The organism is Kingella pumchi (genome assembly GCF_022288825.1).
GTDB lineage: Bacteria > Pseudomonadota > Gammaproteobacteria > Burkholderiales > Neisseriaceae > Kingella_D > Kingella_D pumchi.
On the sequence record NZ_JAKOOW010000001.1, the window covers coordinates 93,305 to 114,396 of the forward strand.

Annotated in this window: 17 protein-coding genes; 6 read left to right on the forward strand and 11 right to left on the reverse strand. The window is 59.6% G+C overall.

What is annotated here, in order from left to right:
- Positions 1 to 133: 133 nt before the first annotated feature.
- Complete coding sequence (locus MB824_RS00465; protein WP_238744877.1) at positions 134 to 2,737, reverse strand: TonB-dependent receptor; 2,604 nt, start codon at positions 2,735 to 2,737, stop codon at positions 134 to 136.
- Between the two features lie 410 nt (positions 2,738 to 3,147).
- Between MB824_RS00465 and MB824_RS00470 the strand changes: the two genes are divergently transcribed.
- The gene (locus MB824_RS00470; RefSeq protein WP_238744879.1) at positions 3,148 to 3,855 is read left to right on the forward strand and encodes a M15 family metallopeptidase; all 708 of its coding nucleotides are present in this window, start codon (positions 3,148 to 3,150) and stop codon (positions 3,853 to 3,855) included.
- A 75-nt stretch (positions 3,856 to 3,930) separates the two neighbouring features.
- Entirely contained in the window at positions 3,931 to 5,124 is a 1,194-nt protein-coding gene (locus MB824_RS00475; protein ID WP_238744880.1) for a DUF819 family protein, read from the forward strand.
- A 92-nt stretch (positions 5,125 to 5,216) separates the two neighbouring features.
- Here the strand turns inward: MB824_RS00475 and gltS are convergent, their stop codons facing one another.
- The 9 genes from gltS to mraZ form a co-directional block, all read right to left on the reverse strand.
- The gene (gltS, locus tag MB824_RS00480; RefSeq protein ID WP_238744881.1) at positions 5,217 to 6,446 is read right to left on the reverse strand and encodes a sodium/glutamate symporter; all 1,230 of its coding nucleotides are present in this window, start codon (positions 6,444 to 6,446) and stop codon (positions 5,217 to 5,219) included.
- Between the two features lie 84 nt (positions 6,447 to 6,530).
- Entirely contained in the window at positions 6,531 to 7,070 is a 540-nt protein-coding gene (locus tag MB824_RS00485; RefSeq protein ID WP_238744990.1) for an adenine phosphoribosyltransferase, read from the reverse strand.
- A gap of 252 nt (positions 7,071 to 7,322) precedes the next feature.
- Complete coding sequence (locus MB824_RS00490) at positions 7,323 to 7,751, reverse strand: DUF4878 domain-containing protein (RefSeq protein ID WP_238744882.1); 429 nt, start codon at positions 7,749 to 7,751, stop codon at positions 7,323 to 7,325.
- Positions 7,752 to 7,849: 98 nt separating this feature from the next.
- Positions 7,850 to 8,368: a M23 family metallopeptidase gene (locus MB824_RS00495; RefSeq protein WP_255778134.1), complete on the reverse strand. Its 519-nt coding sequence runs from the start codon at positions 8,366 to 8,368 to the stop codon at positions 7,850 to 7,852.
- Positions 8,369 to 8,444: 76 nt separating this feature from the next.
- Positions 8,445 to 9,935: a UDP-N-acetylmuramoyl-L-alanyl-D-glutamate--2,6-diaminopimelate ligase gene (locus MB824_RS00500; RefSeq protein ID WP_238744884.1), complete on the reverse strand. Its 1,491-nt coding sequence runs from the start codon at positions 9,933 to 9,935 to the stop codon at positions 8,445 to 8,447.
- A 169-nt stretch (positions 9,936 to 10,104) separates the two neighbouring features.
- Complete coding sequence (locus MB824_RS00505; protein WP_238744885.1) at positions 10,105 to 11,904, reverse strand: peptidoglycan D,D-transpeptidase FtsI family protein; 1,800 nt, start codon at positions 11,902 to 11,904, stop codon at positions 10,105 to 10,107.
- Between the two features lie 53 nt (positions 11,905 to 11,957).
- On the reverse strand, positions 11,958 to 12,215 hold the full coding sequence (locus tag MB824_RS00510) for a cell division protein FtsL (RefSeq protein WP_238744886.1): 258 nt from the start codon (positions 12,213 to 12,215) through the stop codon (positions 11,958 to 11,960).
- Between the two features lie 31 nt (positions 12,216 to 12,246).
- Positions 12,247 to 13,203: a 16S rRNA (cytosine(1402)-N(4))-methyltransferase RsmH gene (gene rsmH, locus MB824_RS00515; RefSeq protein ID WP_238744887.1), complete on the reverse strand. Its 957-nt coding sequence runs from the start codon at positions 13,201 to 13,203 to the stop codon at positions 12,247 to 12,249.
- Positions 13,200 to 13,670: a division/cell wall cluster transcriptional repressor MraZ gene (gene mraZ, locus MB824_RS00520; protein WP_238744888.1), complete on the reverse strand. Its 471-nt coding sequence runs from the start codon at positions 13,668 to 13,670 to the stop codon at positions 13,200 to 13,202. Before mraZ ends, rsmH begins: the two co-directional genes overlap by 4 nt.
- Positions 13,671 to 14,035: 365 nt before the next feature.
- Here mraZ and MB824_RS00525 point away from each other — a divergent pair, with 365 nt between their 5' ends.
- On the forward strand, positions 14,036 to 15,190 hold the full coding sequence (locus MB824_RS00525) for a class I SAM-dependent methyltransferase (protein WP_238744890.1): 1,155 nt from the start codon (positions 14,036 to 14,038) through the stop codon (positions 15,188 to 15,190).
- Positions 15,191 to 15,374: 184 nt separating this feature from the next.
- On the opposite strand, the gene MB824_RS00530 is transcribed toward MB824_RS00525, so the two are convergent.
- Entirely contained in the window at positions 15,375 to 17,675 is a 2,301-nt protein-coding gene (locus MB824_RS00530; RefSeq protein ID WP_238744892.1) for a TonB-dependent receptor, read from the reverse strand.
- 526 nt (positions 17,676 to 18,201) lie between these two features.
- Here MB824_RS00530 and MB824_RS00535 point away from each other — a divergent pair.
- From MB824_RS00535 to MB824_RS00545, 3 genes are all read left to right on the forward strand, one after another.
- Positions 18,202 to 19,170 carry an ABC transporter permease gene (locus MB824_RS00535; protein ID WP_238744897.1) on the forward strand — a complete coding sequence of 323 codons (969 nt, stop codon included), beginning with the start codon at positions 18,202 to 18,204 and terminating at the stop codon, positions 19,168 to 19,170.
- Complete coding sequence (locus tag MB824_RS00540) at positions 19,160 to 20,128, forward strand: iron chelate uptake ABC transporter family permease subunit (protein ID WP_238744899.1); 969 nt, start codon at positions 19,160 to 19,162, stop codon at positions 20,126 to 20,128. The genes MB824_RS00535 and MB824_RS00540 overlap by 11 nt, the downstream gene beginning before the upstream one ends.
- A 103-nt stretch (positions 20,129 to 20,231) precedes the next feature.
- Positions 20,232 to 20,993, forward strand: a complete 762-nt coding sequence (locus MB824_RS00545) for an iron ABC transporter ATP-binding protein (RefSeq protein WP_238744901.1) — start codon at positions 20,232 to 20,234, stop codon at positions 20,991 to 20,993.
- The last annotated feature ends 99 nt before the right edge of the window (positions 20,994 to 21,092 follow it).

Below are 21,092 nucleotides of genomic sequence, written 5' to 3' on the forward strand. Positions count from 1 at the left end.
CAAGGGCTTTCAGGCTGCTTTGGTTTGGGCGGCAGGCAAACATCATCAATCCGTAATCCAATAAAAAGGCAGCCTGAAAAGTTTTCAGGCTGCCTTTGGGCTGTGTTGTTCCGTAAAACGGTTTTCAGGCTGCCTACCAGCGGTAGGCGGCGCCGAGCCAGAACTGGCGGCCGGTTTCATAGCCCGACGGGCTTTGTCTGGCGGTGCCGGCAACAAAATTGCTGCCGCTGTTGGCGCTGCTGACTTTTTTGTCAAACACATTGAGCACATCGAGACTCAGCTCGAGACGGCTGCGCTTGATCGGAATGTCCCATTGCAGCTTCCAATCGAGCATCAGCGCCTGCCGGTATTCGTTCAGGCGGTAGTCGTAAACCGCGCCGTCCCAGTCGCCGCAGGCTTGGGGCTGGCTGGAGAGACGGCATTGGGAAACGCTGTAGCGCTGGTAGTTTTTAAAGCCGGGGCGGTAGCTGAAAATATGCGTCCATTTGAAATGCCATTTGGGGATGTCGGTTTTCAATTCGAGAAAGGCCGTCCACGGGGTGTTGAAATTAAAGGGCGGCATTTCGGCGATTGACTCGTAGCGCTTGCCTTCGAGCAGGTAGTAGGGCGTGCGGTTGTTGGTCAGATCGGCCACCTGCGCTTCTTCGTAATTGCCGTTGTAGTCGGTGCGGTAGCGGTGGTAGCGGGCGCCGGCGCGGTAGCCTATCCGCAGCATGCCCAGGCGCAGGGGATTTTCGTTGTGGATGTCGAAGCTGTAGAGATTGGAATTGCCGCTGCCGCCGTTGACCACAGTGTGGCTGCCGTCGGCATGGCGCTCGGGGGTGAACTGGTCACGGCTTTTGCGGTGCGTCCAATGGAAGGTCAGCATCTGGCCGGCAAAACGGCGGCGCAGGCCGAGATTGGCTTCGTCGCTGTAGGGGGTGTCGAGCGAGCCGGGCTTCCAGCTTTGGCTGTTGTTCATGTATTTGTCGAAGGTCCAGCCCGATTCGCCGTTTTTGGGGTCGTTGATGCGCTGGTAGGCTTCGTTTTTCGGGATGCCGGCGCGCAATTCGTAGGCCAGGATGTTGCCGCCGTAATAGCGGTTCAGGCCGCCGAAGAGATACAGGCGTTTGTTGCCGAGAGCGTCGTAATCGAAGGCCAGCCGCGGGGCGATATTGAGATTTTTCAGCACGCTGTCGTAGCCGATATTCAGGCCGGCATCCAGGGTCAGCCGTTTCCAGTCGATGCTGTCGCTCAGATAGAGCGTGTAGCTGTCGGCGCGGGCTTTGCTGCTGAAAGCGGGGAAATAGCTCATGTGGGTCTGGTACTGCTCGCCGGGGATGCAGTCGCGGCAGTTGGGGCTGACGTTGGTGATGTTGGCGGGATAGCCGTTGCGCGCGGTGTTGAAGTAGGCGTACATATAGCGCGAAGCCTGCGGCCGCTCGGAACGGACGCGGGCGATGTCGATGTTCCAGCCGAAGGAAATACGGTGCCGCGAAGCGCCCCAATTAAGATTGCGCAGGCGGTAGTCCTGCTTCAGCGTCCAGGTGGAATTGGCAGACTGCAAAGTACCGAAGCCGCCCTGATAGGCGCGGGCGCAGCCGCGGCGGTCGGTTTGCGAGCACCAGTCGAGCGAAGAGCCGGGCACATAGGCGCTGCCGAGCCACTGGTAGGAATCGGCGCCAAAATCGTAGCCGATGCGGTTGCGGCTGCGGGTGTAGGCCAGCACCGATTCGATGTCCGCCCACGAAGTTTCCAGCTTGGAGCCGAGCTTGAAGCGCCAGCCGCCGCCGGAAGAAACATAGCGGCCGTCCTTGGTGTTGTTGCGGTAGAACACGCTCTCGTGCGGCGAATACATCAGCGTGGCGCTCAGTGCGTGTTTTTCGTGCGGACGGTACAAACCTTTCACCATCCAGGTTTCGGCGCTGCGCCGGCCGTTCTGCCAGCGCTCGAGATAGCGGTGGTATTTGGGAATTTTCGACTCCTTGCGGCTGTAGGCCAGCAGCACCGCGCCGCGGCCGCCCAGCGGCTGGTTGAGCGACAGGTTGTAGGAATGCTTGACGAATTTGGGCTGCATATCGTTGCCCGCGTCGGCCGATTCAAACTCTTCTTCGCTCTGGTCGCCGCTTAAGTGAAAGTGCATCCATGACGAGCGCGTGGTGCGCCAGCTTACCGAGCCGCCGGCTTTTTTGATGTCGGGGTCTTTCAATTCGGCATCGATCACACCGCCAGTGAAACGACTGTATTTTGCCGGCGCGTTGGCGTCGTACACCGTCAGTTTTTTCAGCAGCGAAGTATCGACCTGAAACATCTCCGGCGCGCCCGGGGCGATATACAGCGTGGTCGGCGCGGTATCGAAGTCTTTTTCCGGCGTGCGGAAACCGCCGTTGCTGTAGCCCGGGTTCATAATGTCGTTGTTCGACAGCCCGTCGAGCACCAGCGCGTTGTTGTAATACGGCTCGCCGTGGAAACTCACCGGCTCGGGCGCGATTTCGCCGGCGCGCGTCGCCTGACGGGCGGCACCGGAAAACTGTGCCGCGCCGTGGTTGAGCAAGAGATCGCTGATGGTGCCGTTGCGCAGCGGCCGGCGTTCGATTTCGTCGGCCTTCACGATATAGGCACCCAGCCGCATGCTGCGGCCTTCTACGCGGATTTCCTGCAGCGTCGTCGCCTTGTCTTTTTCGCTCTCGGCATCGTCCGCCGCCCACAGCTGCTGCCCGGCCAGCATCAGCATCGCCGCCATTATTTTCAGTTTCATCGTTACTTACCTGAATTTACAAAATGCCGCGATTATAGCGGATTCTGTTTTGACTGATAGTGATTCGTAAAATCTTATCTGAAAAACGCCCTGCCGGCGGCAGATTCTGGCCGTTTTCCCGCCAAACCCGTGCTTCAGGCAGCCTGAAAAGTTTTCAGGCTGCCTTTTTCTGCCCCCGCATACCGGCAAAACAGTTTTCAGGCTGCCTATCGCCATTGCTGATGCCCGCCATCAGCCGCAGCCGGCGCGTTTATCGGTTTTCTTTAAAATCATTGGAATACACCACAAACCCCGCTTTCAGGCTGCCCCTGATGCTGGCTGAAGGCAGCCTGAAAACCCCGGACGCGATTGACTGCACCCCATACTTTGCTTTACCTTTCCCCACACGATTTAACATTCGCACCCGCGCCATGCCCTACCCCGCCCTGACCGCCGTCCCCATGCCCGACTGGAACCAACTGGCCGCCGTGCCGGTGGCCGAATGCGGCGCCCCGCTGCTGCCCGTGCCCGAAACCCCGCGCCTGCGCGTGCGCGCCGCCTATTTTGAAATGGGCATTGCCGGCGCCATGAAGCAGATTTTGCTGCGCGAGCCGGTAATCGAACGGCTGCTGGCGGCGCTGGACGCGCTGCCCGAATGCTGCGGCATCGAAGTGCTCGACGGCTGGCGGCCGGTATCCGTTCAGGCTGCCCTGCGCGAGCAGTTTCGCGGCGCCATCACCGCGCGCCATCCCGAATACGGTGAAGAGCAGATTCAGGCCGCGCTCGACCAGTTCGTCGCCAACCCCTACCGCAAAGACATGTCGCCGCCGCACCTGAGCGGCGGTTCGGTGGATTTGACGCTGTTCGATACCGCCGGCCGTCAGGCGCTCGACATGGGCACCGCCTTTGACGAACCCAGCCACCTTTCGTACAGCGCCGCGCTGGAAGCCGAAACCGCCCCCCGCTACACCCAAGCCCGCCACAACCGCCGCCTGCTGGTGCACGCCATGCTCGGTGCCGGTTTCACCAACCTGCCCAGCGAATGGTGGCATTTCGACTACGGCAACCAAAACTGGGCATTTTTCAGCGGCGCGCCCGAAGCGTTTTTCGGTGCGGCCGAGCATCCGCAGGCAGCCTGAAAGCCGCCGGATTCGTTTTCAGGCTGCCTGAAAGCCAAGGCAGCCTGAAAACCAAAAACCAAGAGGAGAAAAACCATGCAAACCACCCTGATTGCCGCCGACAACACCCTTTTGCTGTGGGCGTTTCTGATGCTGGCCGCGGCGGCGGCGATTGTGATCGAGCAGAATGTGCGCTGGGCGGCGAAGATTCCCGGTGCGGTGATTGCGCTGCTGATTGCGCTGGCCGCGTCCAATTTCGGGCTGGTGCCTGCCGATGCGCCGGTGTACGACGCGGTGTGGGGCTATGTGGTGCCGCTGGCGGTGCCGCTGCTCTTGTTCCAGCTCGATTTGCACGCAGTGTTTAAAGAGAGCGGACGGCTGCTGCTGCTGTTTCTGATCAGCTCGGCCGGCACCATGGCGGGCGCGGTGGCGGGCTTTTTAATGCTGCGCGACTACATTCCCGAGCTGGACAAAATCACCGGCATGATTGCCGCGTCCTACACCGGCGGCGGCGTGAACTTTGCGGCGATGGCGGCCAAGCTGCAGCCGAGCGACAGCATGAAAGCCGCCACCATCGTGGCCGACAACCTGATGATGGCCTGCTATTTCGTGATTCTGATTGCGGTGTCGTCGTCCAAACTGGTGCGCCGCATCTGGCGCAGCGGCAATGAAAACACCGGCAGCAGCGGCGCGGCGGCCTATTGGCGTCCCAAAGAAATTTCGCTGCAGAACATCGCCGTGTCGCTCGGTTTGTCGGTGCTGCTGGTGGCGCTGTCCTTCACCCTTTCAGGCTGGCTCAAAGCGCAGCTGGGCGAAGCCGGCAACATCTTCACCGATATGCTGTTCGGCCTGATTACCGACAAATACCTGCTGCTCACCACCCTGACCTTTATCGCCATCCTGCTGGTGCCGCGCCGCCGCCGCAATGTGCTCAACGGCAGCCAGGAATTGGGCACTTATGCGATTTATCTGTTTTTCGTCGTCATCGGCATCCCCGCGTCGATTCCGCTGATTATGCAGCAGGCGCCGCTGTTGTTTGTGTTTACGCTGACCGTGGCGGTGGTCAATCTGGTGATTACCATGGCGGCGGGCAAGCTGTTGCGCTACACCATCGAAGAAATCACCCTGGCCTGCAACGCCAATATCGGCGGCCCCACCACCGCCGCCGCGCTCGCCATCGGCCAGGGCTGGCGCTCTCTGGTCGGCCCGATTCTGGTGATCGGCACCGTGGGCTACATTATCGGCAACTACATCGGCTCGCTGGTTTACGCTTTGGTCAGCACAATGTAGGCAGCCTGAAAGGCAAAAAGCAGCCTGAAACGCACAAACGGCGTTTCAGGCTGCTTTTTTCAGGCTGCCTTTGGTTTTTCAGGCTGCTTGGGTTAGTGGCCGAACAGATTGACGATAAAGGCCAAAATGCCCGCGTTGATAAAATCGACAAAGAAGGCGCCCACCAGCGGCACAATCAAAAACGCCTTGTGCGAGGGGCCGAACACGGCGGTAACCGACTGCATATTGGCCACCGCGGTGGGCGTGGCGCCGAGGCCGAAGCCGCAATGGCCGGCGGCCAGTATCGACGCGTCGTAATCGCTGCCCATCACGCGGGCGGTAACGAAATAGGCGTAGAGAATCATCACCACCGTCTGCACCAGCAGAATAATAATCATCGGCCCAGCCAAATCGGCAAGCTGCCACAGCTTCATGCTCATCAGCGCGATGGCCAGGAATATGCTCAGCGAGGCATTGCCGAATACGTCGATGGCGCGGTCGAACATATCGAATTTGAAAAAGGTGGTCAGCACATTGCGCAGAATCACGCCGCAGGCAATCGCCCATACAAACTGCGGCAGCTTGAAGCTCGAATGCGCGGTCATAAAGTCGGTCATCACCGAAGACACGGTCAGGCAGGCGGCAAACAGCGCCATGGTTTCGATGGCGGAATCGGCGGTAATCAGGCGCTGGCGGTCGGCATCTTCAAAGGTACTGTCGTTAAAGGCTTCGCCAGCGGTATCGCAGTCGGCCAGCTCTTCCATAGCCGGCTTGCGTCCCATCTTGGCAATCAGGCGGCGGGCGACCGGACCGCCGATCAGGCCGCCGGACACCAGGCCGAAGGTGGCGGAAGCCAGCGCAATATCGACGGCATTATGAATCCCGTGCCCCACCAGCGTCTTGCCCCAGGCGGCGCCGGTACCGTGGCCGCCGGTCAGGGTAATCGAGCCGGTAATCAGCCCCATCAGCGGATTCTGACCGAGCGCATAGGCCATGCCCATGCCCACCATGTTCTGCAGCACGATAAACGCGCTGACCACCACCAGAAAAATCACTAGCGGCAGCCCGCCCTGTTTGAGCCGCGAAAAATCGGCCGACAGACCGATCGAGGAGAAAAACACCAGCATAAAGGCGTCTTGCAGCGAGGTCTCGAAATTGAACACGATGCCGTAGAAATTGTGCAGCACCAACACAGCCGCCGCTGCCAGCAGCCCACCGGCCACCGGCTCGGGAATACTGAAGTCGCGCAGAAACTTGATTTTCCGCACCATAAATTTGCCCACCAGCAAAACCAGTGTGGCGGCGATTAGGGTGTAATAACCGTTTAGGGTGATTTCGTGCATCTTTCTCTCTTTCTTTTTCTTGTCGTAAAACGGATGAAAAGGCAGCCTGAAACGCTGCTTTTTGCCTTTCAGGCTGCCTGCCGGCTACATCGAGCCGCTGTTTTGCAGCAGGGTAAACAGCGGCACATTGCTGGCGCGGATTTTTTCGGCGCCGGGCAAATCGGTAAATTCGAGAATCGCGCAGGCTTCGACCACGTTGCCGCCGAGCTTGCGGATCAGTTCGACGCCGGCCTGCATGGTGCCGCCGGTGGCGACCAGATCGTCCACCAGCAGCACGCGGTCGCCCGGCTTGATGGCGTCGGTATGGATTTCGACCACCGCTTCGCCGTATTCGAGCGCATAGCTTTGCGACACGGTATCAAAGGGCAACTTGCCCTTTTTGCGGATGGGCACGAAGCCGACATTGAGCTGGTACGCCAGCGCCGCGCCGATAATAAAGCCGCGCGCGTCCAGCCCGGCCACCGCGTCGATCTGCTGCTGCATGTAGCGGTAGGTCAGAAGATCGACCAGCAGCCTGAAATACTGCGGGCTCTGCAGCAGCGGGGTGATGTCGTGAAACAGGATGCCGGGTTTGGGCCAGTTGGGAATCTTGCGGATTTTCTGCGCCAGCGAGTCGATGCCCATCACATCGGGGTGGATCAGCACGGCATGCTCCTTTGGGTAAAGATATCGTGAAAACGCCGCCGCAGGCAGCCTGAATAGCGAAGCGGAGTTGCGAAGCCAAAACGGCGCCGCTGCGGCCGGCAAAACAGCGCGGCATTTTAATGAAATTTAACGCAGGCTGCCAAGACAAAGGCAGCCTGCGTAGCGAAGCGGAGTTGCGAAGCTAAAAGCCTTCAGGCTGCCTTGGGGCGTTTTGCCGCAGCGGCAGGCCGTTTACATCAAATCGATTTTCCAGCCGCTGTCGGTTTCGATTACCGGCACGTTTTCGCGGCGCGTTTCGCCTTCTTTAAACTTCACTTCCACCGCCACTCGGGCTTTTTTCTCGTTGGCCGGATTGCGCTCCGCTTCCTGGGCGGTGATTTCGTCGATGCCGCCGTGCTGCTCGGCAAATTCTTTTTGCTTGGCGACGGCGGATTTGATTTTGCCGCGCACCATGTCTTCGACGCCGGCGTCTTTTTTATCTTTCTCGTCGATATACACCATCGCCATCACCGCATCGGCGTCGCCCGCATAGCTTTTTTCAACAAAAGCCTTGGCGGCATTTTCGGGGCTGGACGACGCGCCGGAGCAGGCGGCCAGCAGCAGGCCGAGTGCGGCAGCAGCAAAAAAACGGGTGGCGGTTTTGATACGGGTATTCATCATGGGTTTTCCTTAAGGTGGGTAAAAAAACGGTTGGGGCAGCCTGAAAGGCTTCAGCTTCACAACTCCGCTTCGCAACGCAGGCTGCCGGAAACGGCCGTTCAGCGGTTCTGGTCAATCAAAGGATAGGGATTGACCGCGCCGCGCGGCAGATAAACGCCGTAGTGCAGGTGCGGCGGGGTGGTTTTGGCGTTGCCGGTTTTGCCGACGTAGCCGACGGTCTGGCCGGTGCGGACTTTATCGTAAAGCCGCAGGCCGGCGTGGCTGCGCAGATGGGCGTAATAATGCCACGCACCCGGGCCTTGGATGCCGACGAATTTGCCGCCGAGACGGTTACGGCCGATTTTGGTGACCACGCCGTCGGTGGTGCTGCGCACGGGGGTGCCGGTGGGGGCGAAGATGTCCGTGCCTTCGTGGCGGCGGCCGCCGCTGCGGGCGGCACCCCATGTGTCGGCAAAACGCTGCCCTTTAACCGGATTGATCAGGCTCTGCGCGGCGGGCGGGTTTTGCGCGCGCAGGCGGGCGATTTCGCCAACGGGCTTTTTCGGCGCGGAACAGGCGGCCAGCAGGGCGGCAGCCAAGAATAGCGGCAGGCGGCGGATGTGGATGGATTTAGGCATGGCGGTTCCGTGGTTATTATCGTTTGGCAGGCAGCCTGAAAGCAGATTGTGCGGCTTTCAGGCCGCCTGATGCTTTTCAGGCTGCTTTGTCCAGCGCTTTTTCCGCTTCTTCAAAGTCGGAAAAATGGTGTTTTTCGCCTTGCACATCCTGATAGGTTTCATGGCCTTTGCCGGCGATCAGCACGATGTCGGCGGCGGCGGCTTGGGCAACGGCGGCGGCGATGGCGGTGCGGCGGTCGGCTTCGACCAGCGCGGGATGCGGCACGGCGGGCAGGATGTCGGCAATGATGTCCTGCGGCTCTTCCAGGCGCGGGTTGTCGCTGGTGATGACCACTTGGTCGGCAAACTCGGCGGCAGCGGCGCCCATCAGCGGGCGTTTTCCGCGGTCGCGGTTGCCGCCGCAGCCGAAGACGCACCAGAGCTTGCCGCCTGCGGGCAGGATTTCACGCAGGGTGGACAGGGCTTTTTCCAGCGCGTCGGGGGTGTGGGCGTAGTCGATCACCACCAGCGGGCGGCCTTCGCGGGCGATGCAGTCCATGCGGCCGGTGGCGGGGCGGATTTGGGCGAGTGCGTCTAGGGCAGCCTGAAAGCCGTAGCCTTCGGCGCAGAGCACGCCCAGGCAGGCGGCGAGGTTTTGGGCGTTGAAGCGGCCGAGCAGGCGGGTGCGGACGCTGCCGCTGCCCCACGGGGTTTCTAGGGCGATTTCGGCGCCGCCGAAGGCAGCCTGAAAGCGGCTGATGCGGATGTCGGCGGTATCGTTAAAGCCGTAGGTGCAGGTTTGCAGCTCGGGGTTTTCGGCTTTCAGGCTGCCTGCAAGTTTGGCGCCGAAAGCGTCGTCGCTGTTAATGATGGCGTGTTTGAGACCGTGCCAGTAAAACAGGCGGGCTTTGGTTTGGCCGTAGGCGTCCATGCTGCCGTGGTAGTCGAGATGGTCGCGGGTGAGATTGGTGAAGACGGCGCTGCTGAACGGGGTGCCGTTGACGCGGTATTGGTCAAGGCCGTGGCTGGACACTTCGATGGCGGCGGCCACCGCGCCTTCGGCGGCAAAACCGTGTAGCAGGGTTTGCAGGGAAACGGGATCGGGAGTGGTGTGGGTGCTGTCGTTCAGGCTGCCCCAGTAGCCGTTGCCGACGGTGCCGACAATGGCGCAGGCGTGCGGGCGGTTTTCCAATATATCGACGGCTTGGGCAAGCCATTGGCTGACTGAGGTTTTGCCGTTGGTGCCGGTTACGCCGAAGACTTTCAGGCTGCCTGAAAGGTTGCCGTAAGCGGCGGCGGCAAGGATGCCGGCGCGGCGGCGCAAGTCGGCGACGCCCTGATTGGGCACGCGCCATTCGGGCTTCCATTTGAAGCGGCCGTCGTCGTCCCAATAAACGAAGGCGGCGCCTTTGTCGATGGCGGCGGCGATGTAGTCGCGGCCGTCGGCATATTCGCCCTGGCAGGCGATGAAAACGTCGCCCGGGCGGATTTGGCGGCTGTCGGCAGACAGGCGGGCGCTTTCGGCCAGCGGCGGATGGCTGGTGGCGGGCAGCGCGGTGTCGGCGGGCGGGGCGATGGTGCTGTACATGGTGCATTCCTTTTCAGGCTGCCGGCATCGGAGCGATTGGCCGGCGGGGGTTTCGTTTTTTCAGGCTGCTTGGGCATTGCGTTTAGGCAGCCTGAAAAAAGCCTGCCTGCACGATAAACGGTTTCGTGCAGACAGGCTGTTAGGCGCGGACATCCATTATCGGCGCACCCTAGCGTTTTTTCGCGGCGGCGGTTTGGACGGCAGCAGGCTCGGCAACGGCGTAGCTGGGCTTGACGCCGAGAATTTTCAGGCTGCCTGCCATCACTTCGCGGAACACGGGGCCGGCAACGGTGCCGCCGTAATAGCCTTTGCCGTGCGGCTCGTCGATGCTGACGGCGACAATCAGGCGCGGGTTTTCGGCGGGGGCGAAACCGACGAAGCTGGCAACGTAGCGCTCTTCATAGCCTTTGCGGCCGCTGTTTTTCTTGGCGGTGCCGGTTTTGCCGGCCACATCGTAGCCCGGAATGGCGCCGGATTGGCCGGTACCGCCTTTTTCGGTGATGCTGACCATCATCTCGCGCATCTGGCGCGCGGTGTCGGGCTTGATAATCTGCTCGCCTTCAACCTTACCGTCGCGCTTGAAAATGGTGGCGGGCAGCAGCCGGCCGTCGGTAGTGAACACGGTGTAGCCCTGCGCCAGCTGCAGCAGGTTGGCGGTTACCGCATAGCCGTAGGACATCACTGCTTTGTCAAGCTTGCTCCATTTGGCGGCAGGCTTAAGCTGGGCGGACTGCTCGCCGCTGATGCCGGAGCCGGTTTTGCGGCCGAAGCCGACCGAGCGGTAATAATCGTAAAGCTCTTCGTTGGAAAACAGCGCCGCCACGCGGCTGGTGCCGACGTTGGACGATTTTTGCAAAATGCCTTCGGTGCTCAGCGAGGGATACAGGTGGGTGTCTTTGATGGTTTTGCCGCTCAATTCGTAAGGCTGGGTGTTGAACTGGCTGTAGCGGCTGATTTTGCCTTCATCGAGCGCTTTGGCAATCACAAAGGGCTTCATCACCGAGCCGGGCTCGTTGGTTACGCCGACAGCGTAGTTGCGCAGATTGCCGGCGGGAAATTCGTTATAGAAATTGGCGTTGTAATCGGGCAGGCTGCTCATGGCGAGAATCTCGCCGGTTTGCGCATCCAGCACCACCACGCCGCCGGCTTTGGCGTTGTAGGTTTTCAGCGCTGCGGCCAATTGCTCGTGTGCGAGACGCTGGATGGTTTCGTCCACCGACAACACCAGGGTTTGGCCTTCCTGCGCGGGGCGGTTTTCCGGGTCGTCATCGAGCATTTCGATGATGTTGCCGTCTTTGTCGCGCAGCACCAGCTGCTTGCCGTCGGTGCCGGAAAGTTTTTGGTTATAGGCGTATTCCAAGCCCTCCAGCCCTTTGCCTTCGGTATTGGCCACGCCGATGATGTGCGAAAACAGGCTGCCGGTGGGGTAGCTGCGTTCGATGCGCGCTTCAAAGCGCAGGGTAGGAATGCCCAGCGCTTTGACTTTTGCCGCTTCTTCCAGCGTCAGCTCGGTGGGAAAACGCAGATAGCCGCTTTTGATGTCGGCCAGTTTTTCGCGCACTTCGCTTTCAGGCAGCTTCAGCAGCGCCGCGAGTTTGGCGATCTGATCCGCGCTGACGGCGTTCAGGTTCGGCGCGCCGCCCTTGTGTTTGGGCGCGGCGATCTGCCGTGGATTGAAAGTGGCCACCTGCTTGTGGCGGCTCACCGCCAGCGGCACGCCGTTGCGGTCGGTAATGGTGCCGCGCAGCGCCGGTTCGGTGATGCTGCGTCTGATGCGGTTAGCGCTCATACTGTTGAGCTGGTCGCTGAAATACTCCTGATAGCCGAAGCTGAAGCTGGCCAGGCCGGTAAACGCCAGCCCGATCAGCCCCAGCACGATGCTGATGCGGCTCTGCTTTTTCTGCTTGGGCGCATTTTGAGAGCCGCTGCTCTCGAGCATATAGGGTTTGAATTCGTTGTTGATCAGCATGATGGGTCGGTCTTTAAAACTCTGGATTTTTCGGATTCGGACGGCGCTGCCGTTCAATCGTTGACTTTTATCGTTTCGTCGGCGCGCGGCAGACGCATTTTCATGCGGGCGGCGGTTTCGCCCACCACTTGGGTATCGACGTCGTGGCTGTAGTTGTATTGCAGGTCGGCGTATTCGTTTTTCAGGCGGATTTCTTCTTCGCGCCCTTTGCCGACCAGATAGATTTGCTGGCGGATGTGGCTTTGCAGCTCCACCGTCCAAAGCGCCGAAGCAACGGTTGCCACGAGTAAAAGGATGTTGAGTCGGTTCATTGTGTGTGTCTCGGATACTGTGTTGCCGTTTTCAGGCTGCCGCAAACGCGCCGGTGGTGCGTTCGGCCACCCGCAGCACCGCCGAGCGGGCGCGGGGATTGGCGGCAACTTCGGCCGCCGAGGCTTTTTGCGCCTTGCCGCACAGCTTCAGCGGCGGCTCGGGCAGATCGGCCTCGCGCACGGCCGCCCATTTGGGCAAGGGCGCGTGGCTGCTGTGGGTTTTCATAAACTGCTTGACGATGCGGTCTTCCAGCGAATGAAAGGCAATCACCGCCAGCCGCCCGCCGGTTTTCAGGCTGCCTGCGGCCTGCGGCAGGACGCTTGTTATTTCTTCGAGTTCGCGGTTAATAAAGATGCGAACGGCCTGAAAGGTCCTTGTGGCCGGGTCTTGGCCGCGCTCGCGAGTACGGACGCTCTGCGCTGCGATCTGCGCCAGCTCGCCGGTTGTAAGGATGGGCTTTTCCAGGCGCCGCGACACAATGGCGCGCGCAATCTGGCGACTAAACCGCTCTTCACCATAGTTTTTGATTACCTCGTGTATTTCCTGTTCGTCGGCATGGGCGAGCCATTGGGCGGCGGTCTGGCCGCGGGTGGTATCCATGCGCATATCCAAGGGGGCGTCGAAACGGAAGCTGAAACCGCGCGAGCCGTCGTCTATCTGCGGCGACGAAATGCCCAAATCGAAAAGCGCGCCGTCGATTTTGCCGATGCCCAATTCGTCCAAAGCAGCCTGAAAACCGGCAAAGCCGCCGTGTATCACGCTGACCCGGCCATCCTGCGCTGCCAGCTCGCGGGCGGCGGCAATGGCGGCGGGGTCTTTGTCGAACACCACCAGCCGGCCGTTTGCGCCCAAACGCTGCAAAATCAGCCGCGAATGGCCGCCTCGGCCGAAAGTGCCGTCGGCATAAATGCCGTCGGGGCGCACCGCCAGCGCATCGACCGCTTCGTGCAGCAAAACGGTAACGTGGGCATACCCGGCCGCGCTCATAGGCGCAGATCCGTTTCGCTCAGGGCGGCGTTGAGCGCGTCTTTATCCATATTGATGGCATCGAGCGTGCCCTGCTGCTGGCTTTCGCGGCGCCACAGTTCCAAACGGTTGACGCGGCCGACCAGCGTTACATCCTTGTCCAAACCCACCAGCTGGCGCAGGTTGGCGGGAATCAGCACGCGACCGGCACTGTCCAGTTCCAGCGTTTCGGCATTGTGCAACAACAGGTTTTGATAGGCCTGCAATTCGGGGCGGCCGTTTACGTTCAAATCCAAAAGCTGCTGCTCAACCTTTTCCCACTCGCACTCGGGATAGATCAGCAGGCGCTCGCCGTTGTCCAGCGACACCACAAAGCGCGCTTCGTCGTCCTCGTCGGCAAATTTTTTCGACAGCACATCGCGGAACTTGGCCGGGATGGCCAAGCGTCCTTTGGGATCGATGCTTAATTCGTGTCTACCGCGGAACATAGATGAAAGGTGGTTCTTTACAAAAATTCGGATTGGGAAACCGTGAAGCGGGTGCCGGACAACTTTATTCTCCACCAAACACCACTTTGCCCCACTTCGCCCCACAAAACCCGAACTATAAGAAAAAAACGCCGCAGCGTCAAACCGCATCTGCTTTTCAGGCTGCCTGAACCGACTGATTTCAAGAGAAAAAACACCCTACTTTCCCAAGTGGGGGCAAAATTCCACACCGAACAATTGCTCGAAAAAAGCAGCCTGAAAACAAAATCACCTGCCAAAACAACCCGCAAAACGCCCTACCCCACCCCGCCGCAGCGTTTTGTGGCATATTTGCCGCCCGATACGGATTTACACAATTTAACCCCATGCACACCCTGCCCGACCCCACACCCGAAGCCCTTGCCGCCAGCCGCGCCTTAAACGACATCATCCGCCGCGAAATCGAAACCGCCGGCGGCGCCATCCCCTTTTCGCGCTATATGGAACTCGCCCTGTACCAGCCGCAATACGGTTATTACAGCGGCGGCGCCCACAAAATCGGCAGCGGCGGCGACTTCGTAACCGCCCCCGTGCTCACCCCCCTGTTTGCCCGCACCCTTGCCCGCCAAATCGAAGCGCTGCTGCCGCAGACCGGCGGCACTGTGTACGAGTTCGGCGCCGGCACCGGCGCGCTGGCTGCCGAGCTGCTAAACAGCCTTGCAGGCAGCCTGAAACGCTACTGCATCATCGAAGTCTCACCTAATCTCGCCCAACGCCAGCGCGAACACATCGCCGCGCACGCCCCCGAACACGCCGGCAAAGTCAATCATCTCAGCACCCTACCCGACCGCTTCGACGGCATCATCATCGGCAACGAAGTACTCGACGCCATGCCCGTCGAGCGCATCGTCCAAAGCGCCGAAGGCAGCCTGAAACGCGGTTTTGTCGCCATCGACGGCGCAGGCTTTGCCCATACCGAACGCGAGCTTGCCGCCGACAGCCCCCTGACCGCCGCTGCCCGCCAATACTTCCCCCCCGCCCTGCCCTACTCCAGCGAACTGCATCCTGCCCAGCACGCCTTTGTCTGCACCCTCGCCCAAAGGCTCGAACGCGGCGCCATGATTTGGATCGACTACGGCTTCGACGCCGCCCAGTACTACCACCCCCAGCGCGACGACGGCACCCTGATCGGCCACTACCGCCACCACACCGTCCACGATCCTTTCTTCCTGCCCGGCCTGACCGACCTCACCGCCCACGTCAATTTCACCGACATCGCCGAAGCCGGCTGCAGCACCGGTCTCGACTTAATCGGCTATGCCAACCAAGCCGCCTTTTTACTCAATCTCGGCATCACCGAACTGCTGGCCGAACACTATCCCAAGCCCGAATCGCCCGCCTACCTCAAAGCCGCCGGCGCCGTCCACACCCTGACCGCCGCCCACGAAATGGGCGAACTCTTTAAAGTCATCGCCTTTGGCAGACACATCGACCCCGACTGGCAGGGCTTCGTTTTCGGCGACAGCTGCCACAGGCTGTAAAACGTTTTCAGGCTGCTTTGCCATCGGAAAGCAGCCTGAAAGCCTCTCTGCCGCTTTCAGGCTGCCTGTAAAAACAGAACAAAAAACAGCCGTTCTCGAGAATTTTCGAGAACGGCTGTTTTTTTGGGGGGCGGCTGCAGACGTTGCGCTTCAAACAAGCAGCTGTCCAAACCGTTTTCGGTTTTTAAAAGGCAAACCTCAAACCTGTGCGCAAAGAGCGGCCGGGCAGCGGGGCAAGGTATTTGAGAGTGGAATTGTGCGGGCGGGCTTCGACGTTGCCGAGATTGCGGGCATCGACAAACCATTCGAGCGTGCGGTCGCCGGCTAATTTGTGGGAATAGGCGATATAGGCATCCCAGATATTGTAGCCGCCCAAATCAGCCTCCTCATAAACGGCTTTGCCGCGCCGTTTTTGCGAAGTATAACGGGTCAGGCTGCTGCCCACCTGCCAGTTTCCTTTGCTCCACTCCAGCCCGATGCCATAACGTGAGGCAGGCAGGCCGGGCATGTAGTCGCCCTGGTTGTGGATGCGGACGCATTTTTTCCATTTATCGGGATCGCGGGCGTCGGCGGCGGTGCAGGCCGGTTTGTCCACCGGGCTGTTTTTCACCAAATCGGCAAACAGGCGGGCTTCCAACGAACCGTAGCGCTTGAGATTAAAGGCTTGGGTCAGCTCCAGTTCGAAACCGCGGATTTTGGTGTCGCCCTGCTGCCAGTAGCGTATCGGCAGCCATTGGGCATACACGCCGCTGTGCCCGAGATAGATGTAGTCGTCAAAGGCGGTGTGATAGTAGGCGGCTTTGAATTTGGTGTTGCGCCAAGTGATTTCGTTGCCGATTTCCCAGGTTTTGGCCGTTTCTTTTTTCAGGTCGGTATCGCCGTTTTCGCTGGCAAAAGTAGAGAAATGCAGGTTGCCGGCGAAAAGCTCGTTAATATCGGGCGCGCGCTGCGAACGGCTGCGGCGCAGGCTGATGCGCCATGCGTCAAGCGGCTGCCAGGCAAGGGCGAGCTGGTGGCTGTGCAAGTCGAAATTGTATTTTTTGTTTTCACGCGAGCCGCCGTAGTTGCGCGAGGGCTTGAAATTGCTGAAGTCGGGCGTATGGCTGACTTTGCCGACGCGTGCGCCTACTTCGGCCTCCAAGCTGCGGTAGCGGAATTTTTCCAGCGCAAACACGCCGTAAGCGCGGGTGCGGGTATCGGGCAGGAAGCGGTCGGCACCAACGCCGTCCGTACGCCGCTGCCGCCAGTCTATCCCCGCGCTGCCCCGCAGAAAATCACCGGCTTTATGATTGAATTCGATGCGCAGATCATTGCTGCGGCTGTTGATGCTGCTGACAAAGTAATTGCCGAGAAATTCGCGGTTTTTGGCATCCGTATGGGCAAATTGGGCTTTGATATTGTTAAACCACGCGCTGCCGGGGCGGTACATGGCTTCGCCTGTCCAGCGGGTTTGCGCGGCGGAAACATTGGCGGGAAGCGCGCCGTTGAGTTTTTTGACGTGGGTGTTATACGAAGAATAGCCGGGCATGCCGTAATCATTCAGATAGCGGCTCACGCCGATGCCTACATAGCCTTGATCGCCGATATAGCTGGCGCCCGCGGAGAAACTGCGGTTATGCATATGGCTGTTGGTCAGCCGGCCTTTTTCGTCGGGTGTGATGTGGGTGATACTTTTGATGCTGCGGCCGTTGCCCTCGGTAATGCTTGGATCGTAAAGCGGGTTTTCCACCCAATTGCCGAAATTGGGTTTGGTTTCGCGGTACAGATCGGCATAGGAAAGACCCATCGCGTCGCGCCACGCTTCGCCTTTGTCGAGATAGTTTTTATCGACATACCGATAAAAACCCTTATTGAAGAAGTAATTGTAACGAACTTCAAACTGGCAGGCCGATGAAAGCGGGAAATAGAGGTTTTTGCCGACATGCTCATAGCACGCCGATGCCTTGCTGTACCCCGGGATACGGTAATGCGAGATTTTGCTGTTGAAGCCATCAATATGCCAAGCCAGTTTGCCCGCTTTGCCATCCAGCGACAGGATTTCGGTATGCGGCGTATTGTAACCGCCGCTGATTTCAACCTTACCGCCAAAAGGTTTTTCCGGCAGCGCAGCCGGAATCTGACCGGTCTCCACATTTACCGCACCGCCAATCGCGTTGCCGCCGTACAGCACGGCAACAGAAGATTTGTGTACGGTAATTTTTTCGGCCATAAATGGCTGCACCGCTGTGGGCAGGTTGCCGCTAACGGCGGCCATATCGGATACGCCCAAGCCGTTTTCCATCACTTTGACGCGCGTACCGCCCAAGCTGCGGATTTGCGGCAGCCCGTTGTTTGGGCCGAAGCTGCTGTTTTGCACGCCGCTGATTTTTTCCACCGTCTGCCCCAATGAAATGCTGCGCGTGGATTTCAGCGCCGTTTCATCCAATACATCTTTGCTGCCGCTGTCCAGACGGCTGCCTTCCTGCGGCTGCCGTTTGCCTTTCACAAGCACCTGCTCCAGCTCGGTAGCTTCGGAAGCGTTATTGCCGTCGGCAAAAATTGTCGTAGGAAAAGTTAAACAAATCAAAAACAACAAAGGTTTTATTTGAAAATGAGGACGCATGACAAAACTCTCTATAAACAAATTTAATGTTATATAGTAACTCACTCAGCGTAATAAGCACTTGACGAACGTCAAGTTGCGTTGAGTTTTGTAAAGATATTGGACAACATCAAACCCTGCAATCGCATCGCAAGATTTGACTTTCTCAAGCGTATCCATACGGCCATCGGGCTTCACCTTCGGCGACAGCTGCCACAGGCTGTAAAACGTTTTCAGGCTGCTTTGCCATCGGAAAGCAACCTGAAAAATATTCGGCGCAATGGGATAAGGATTTGCATTCGTTTTCGGTTTATAATCCACGTCTTTTTGCCGCGCCGTAACAATCCAAGGCAGCCTGAAAGCCGTTTTTGCCGTTTTCAGGCTGCCTGAAAACCTTGCCCCATCCTACCAACCCAATCCCGCAACTGTTATGTCCAAATCCCTTTCCCGTTTTTACCTGCCGCTGCTGCTGGCGATGCCGCTGCTGTTTGCCGCCAGCCTGTCGGTGGGGGTGGCGGATTTCCAATGGAGCCGCCTGTTTTCGCTGTCCGACGATATGCAGCTGATGATGATCAGCCGCCTGCCGCGTACTTTTGCCGTGGTGCTGACCGGCGCTTCGATGGCGGTGGCGGGGATGATTATGCAGATTCTGCTGAAAAACCGTTTTGTCGAGCCGTCAATGGTGGGAGCGAGCCAGAGTGCGGCGCTGGGCATGCTGCTGATGTCGCTGTATTTTCCGGCGGCGCCGCGGCTGGTGGGGATGTCGGCGGCAGCCGTGGCGGCGCTGGCGGGCATGCTGCTGTTTATGGCGCTGACCCGCCGTCTGCCGCCGACCGCGCAGCTGATGGTGCCGCTGGTGGGGATTATTTTCGGCGGCGTAATCGATTCGGTTACCACCTTTATTGCTTATGAAACCGATTTGGTGCAGCTTTTGGCGGTGTGGCGGCAGGGCGAGTTTTCCGGCGTGCTGCAGGGGCGGTACGAACTGCTGTGGATCGGCGGGCTGATGGCGGCGGCGGCCTATCTGATTGCCGACCAGCTGACCATCGCCGGCTTGGGCGACACGGTCAGCGTCAATCTGGGTTTGAGCCGCACCACGGTGCTGTGGGCGGGGCTGGTGATTGTGGCGATGATTACGTCGCTGGTGATGGTTACCGTGGGCAGCATTCCGTTTATCGGGCTGGTGGTGCCCAATATCGTCAGCCGTATGATGGGCGACAAACTACGCCGCAGCCTGCCGGCGGTGGCGCTGTTGGGCGCGTCGCTGGTGCTGGCCTGCGACATTGCCGGCCGCCTGATCCGCTATCCTTTCGAGATTCCCGTTTCCACCATTTTCGGCGTGGTCGGCACGGTGTTGTTCCTCTATCTTTTGCTGAGAAAGAATACCCATGCAGCCTGAAAATACCCTGTCCGCCCCGCGCAGCCGCACCGTGCTGTGGCTGCTGCCGCTGCTCTTGGCCGCCGCCTGCGTGCTGTTTATGACGCTGAACATCAAAGGCTCGTGGGACTACGCGCTGCCGCACCGCGCCACCAAGCTGGCGGCGCTGGTAATGGCGGCCTATGCCGTCGGCGTGTCCACACTGCTGTTTCAAACCATCACCGGCAATCCGATTCTCACGCCCTCGGTGCTCGGCTTCGACAGCATGTATATTTTTCTGCAGACGCTGCTGGTGGCGCTTCTGGGCGGCATCGGCTATACCCTGCTGCCGCTGGCGGGCAAGTTCACGCTGGAAATGGCGGCGATGCTCGGCGGATCGGTGCTGCTTTTCAGGCTGCTTTTGCGCGAAGGCGGGCAGGATCTGACGCGGATGATTCTGATCGGCGTGATTTTCGGCGTGCTGTTCCGCAGCCTGTCTTCGCTGTTGCAGCGGCTGATCGACCCCGAAGAATTCGCCACCGTGCAAACCAACCTTTTTGCCTCGTTTAACACCGTCAACGAAAAAATGCTGTGGTTCGGCGCGGTGGTGATGGTGGTGAGCGCCATCTTTATTTGGCGCGAACGCTACCGGCTCGACGTCCACCTGCTCGGCCGCGACCAGGTTACCAATCTCGGCATCCCCTACCGCCGCCACGTTCTGTGGATACTCACTTGGGTGGCGGTGCTGGTGGCCACCGCCACCGCGCTGGTGGGGCCGGTGAGCTTTTTCGGCCTGCTGGTGTGCGCGCTTACCGACCGCTTTGCCGGCAGCATGAAACACGCCGTGCGCCTGCCGGCAGCCTTTTTCATTTCCGCGCTGCTTTTGGTGGCGGGGCAGGCGCTGTTCGAGCACCTGCTGGGCATGAAAGGCGTGCTCAGCGCGGTGGTCGAATTTGCCGGCGGCTTAGTGTTTCTCTATCTGGTGATGAAACAGCGCTAGGCTTTTTTCAGGCTGCCTGTGCCCCCAAAGACAGCCTGAAAGAACGTTTTCGCCGCTTTCAGGCTGCCTTCCCGTCCGTATTCCCCTATCCGAAACCGAAAACATGATTACCATCAGAAACGTCAGCCACCACATCGGCGGCCGTCCGATTTTGGACAAAATCGACCTCGACATCCCGCAGGGCGGCATTACCGCCCTAATCGGCCCCAACGGCGCCGGCAAATCGACGCTGCTGTCGTTTATGGCGCGGCTGCGCCCGCTGGCTGCCGGCGCCAGCATCGGCTACAACGGCCGCGACCTCTCCGCCACGCCCACCGGCGAAATGGCCAAGGTGCTGTCCATCCTTACGCAGGAAAACAGCATCCACAGCCGCATCAGCGTGCGCGACCTATTATTGTTCGGCCGCTACCCCTACCATCAGGGCCAGCCCAAAGACGAAGACCGCGCCATCGTTGAAAATGCGCTGGCGCAGTTTAAGCTCGAAGACCTGGCCGGCCGCTATCTCACCGAGCTTTCCGGCGGCCAGCGCCAGCGGGCGATGATTGCGATGGTGTTCTGCCAGAGCACCGAATACGTGTTGCTTGACGAACCACTAAACAATCTCGACATGCACCACGCCAAAAACCTGATGCAGCTTCTGTGCCGCCTGACCCACGAACACCAGCGCACCACCGTCGTCGTGCTGCACGACATCAACCAGGCCGCCGCCTACGCCGATTATGTGGTGGCGATGAAAAACGGCCGCGTCGCCCTCACCGGCACGCCGAACGAAGTGTTCACCCGCGACAATATCCGCGACCTTTTCGATATGGAAGTGGACGTGCTCGACTACCAGGGCAAAAAACTGATTGTCCACCATATCTGAAACCCGCCTACCCAGCCGGACAAAGCAGCCTGAAAGCGGCAAAAGCTGTTTTGGTGCGCGGTGCGCATCCTGCCGCCGCCGTTTCAGGCTGCCGTCCCG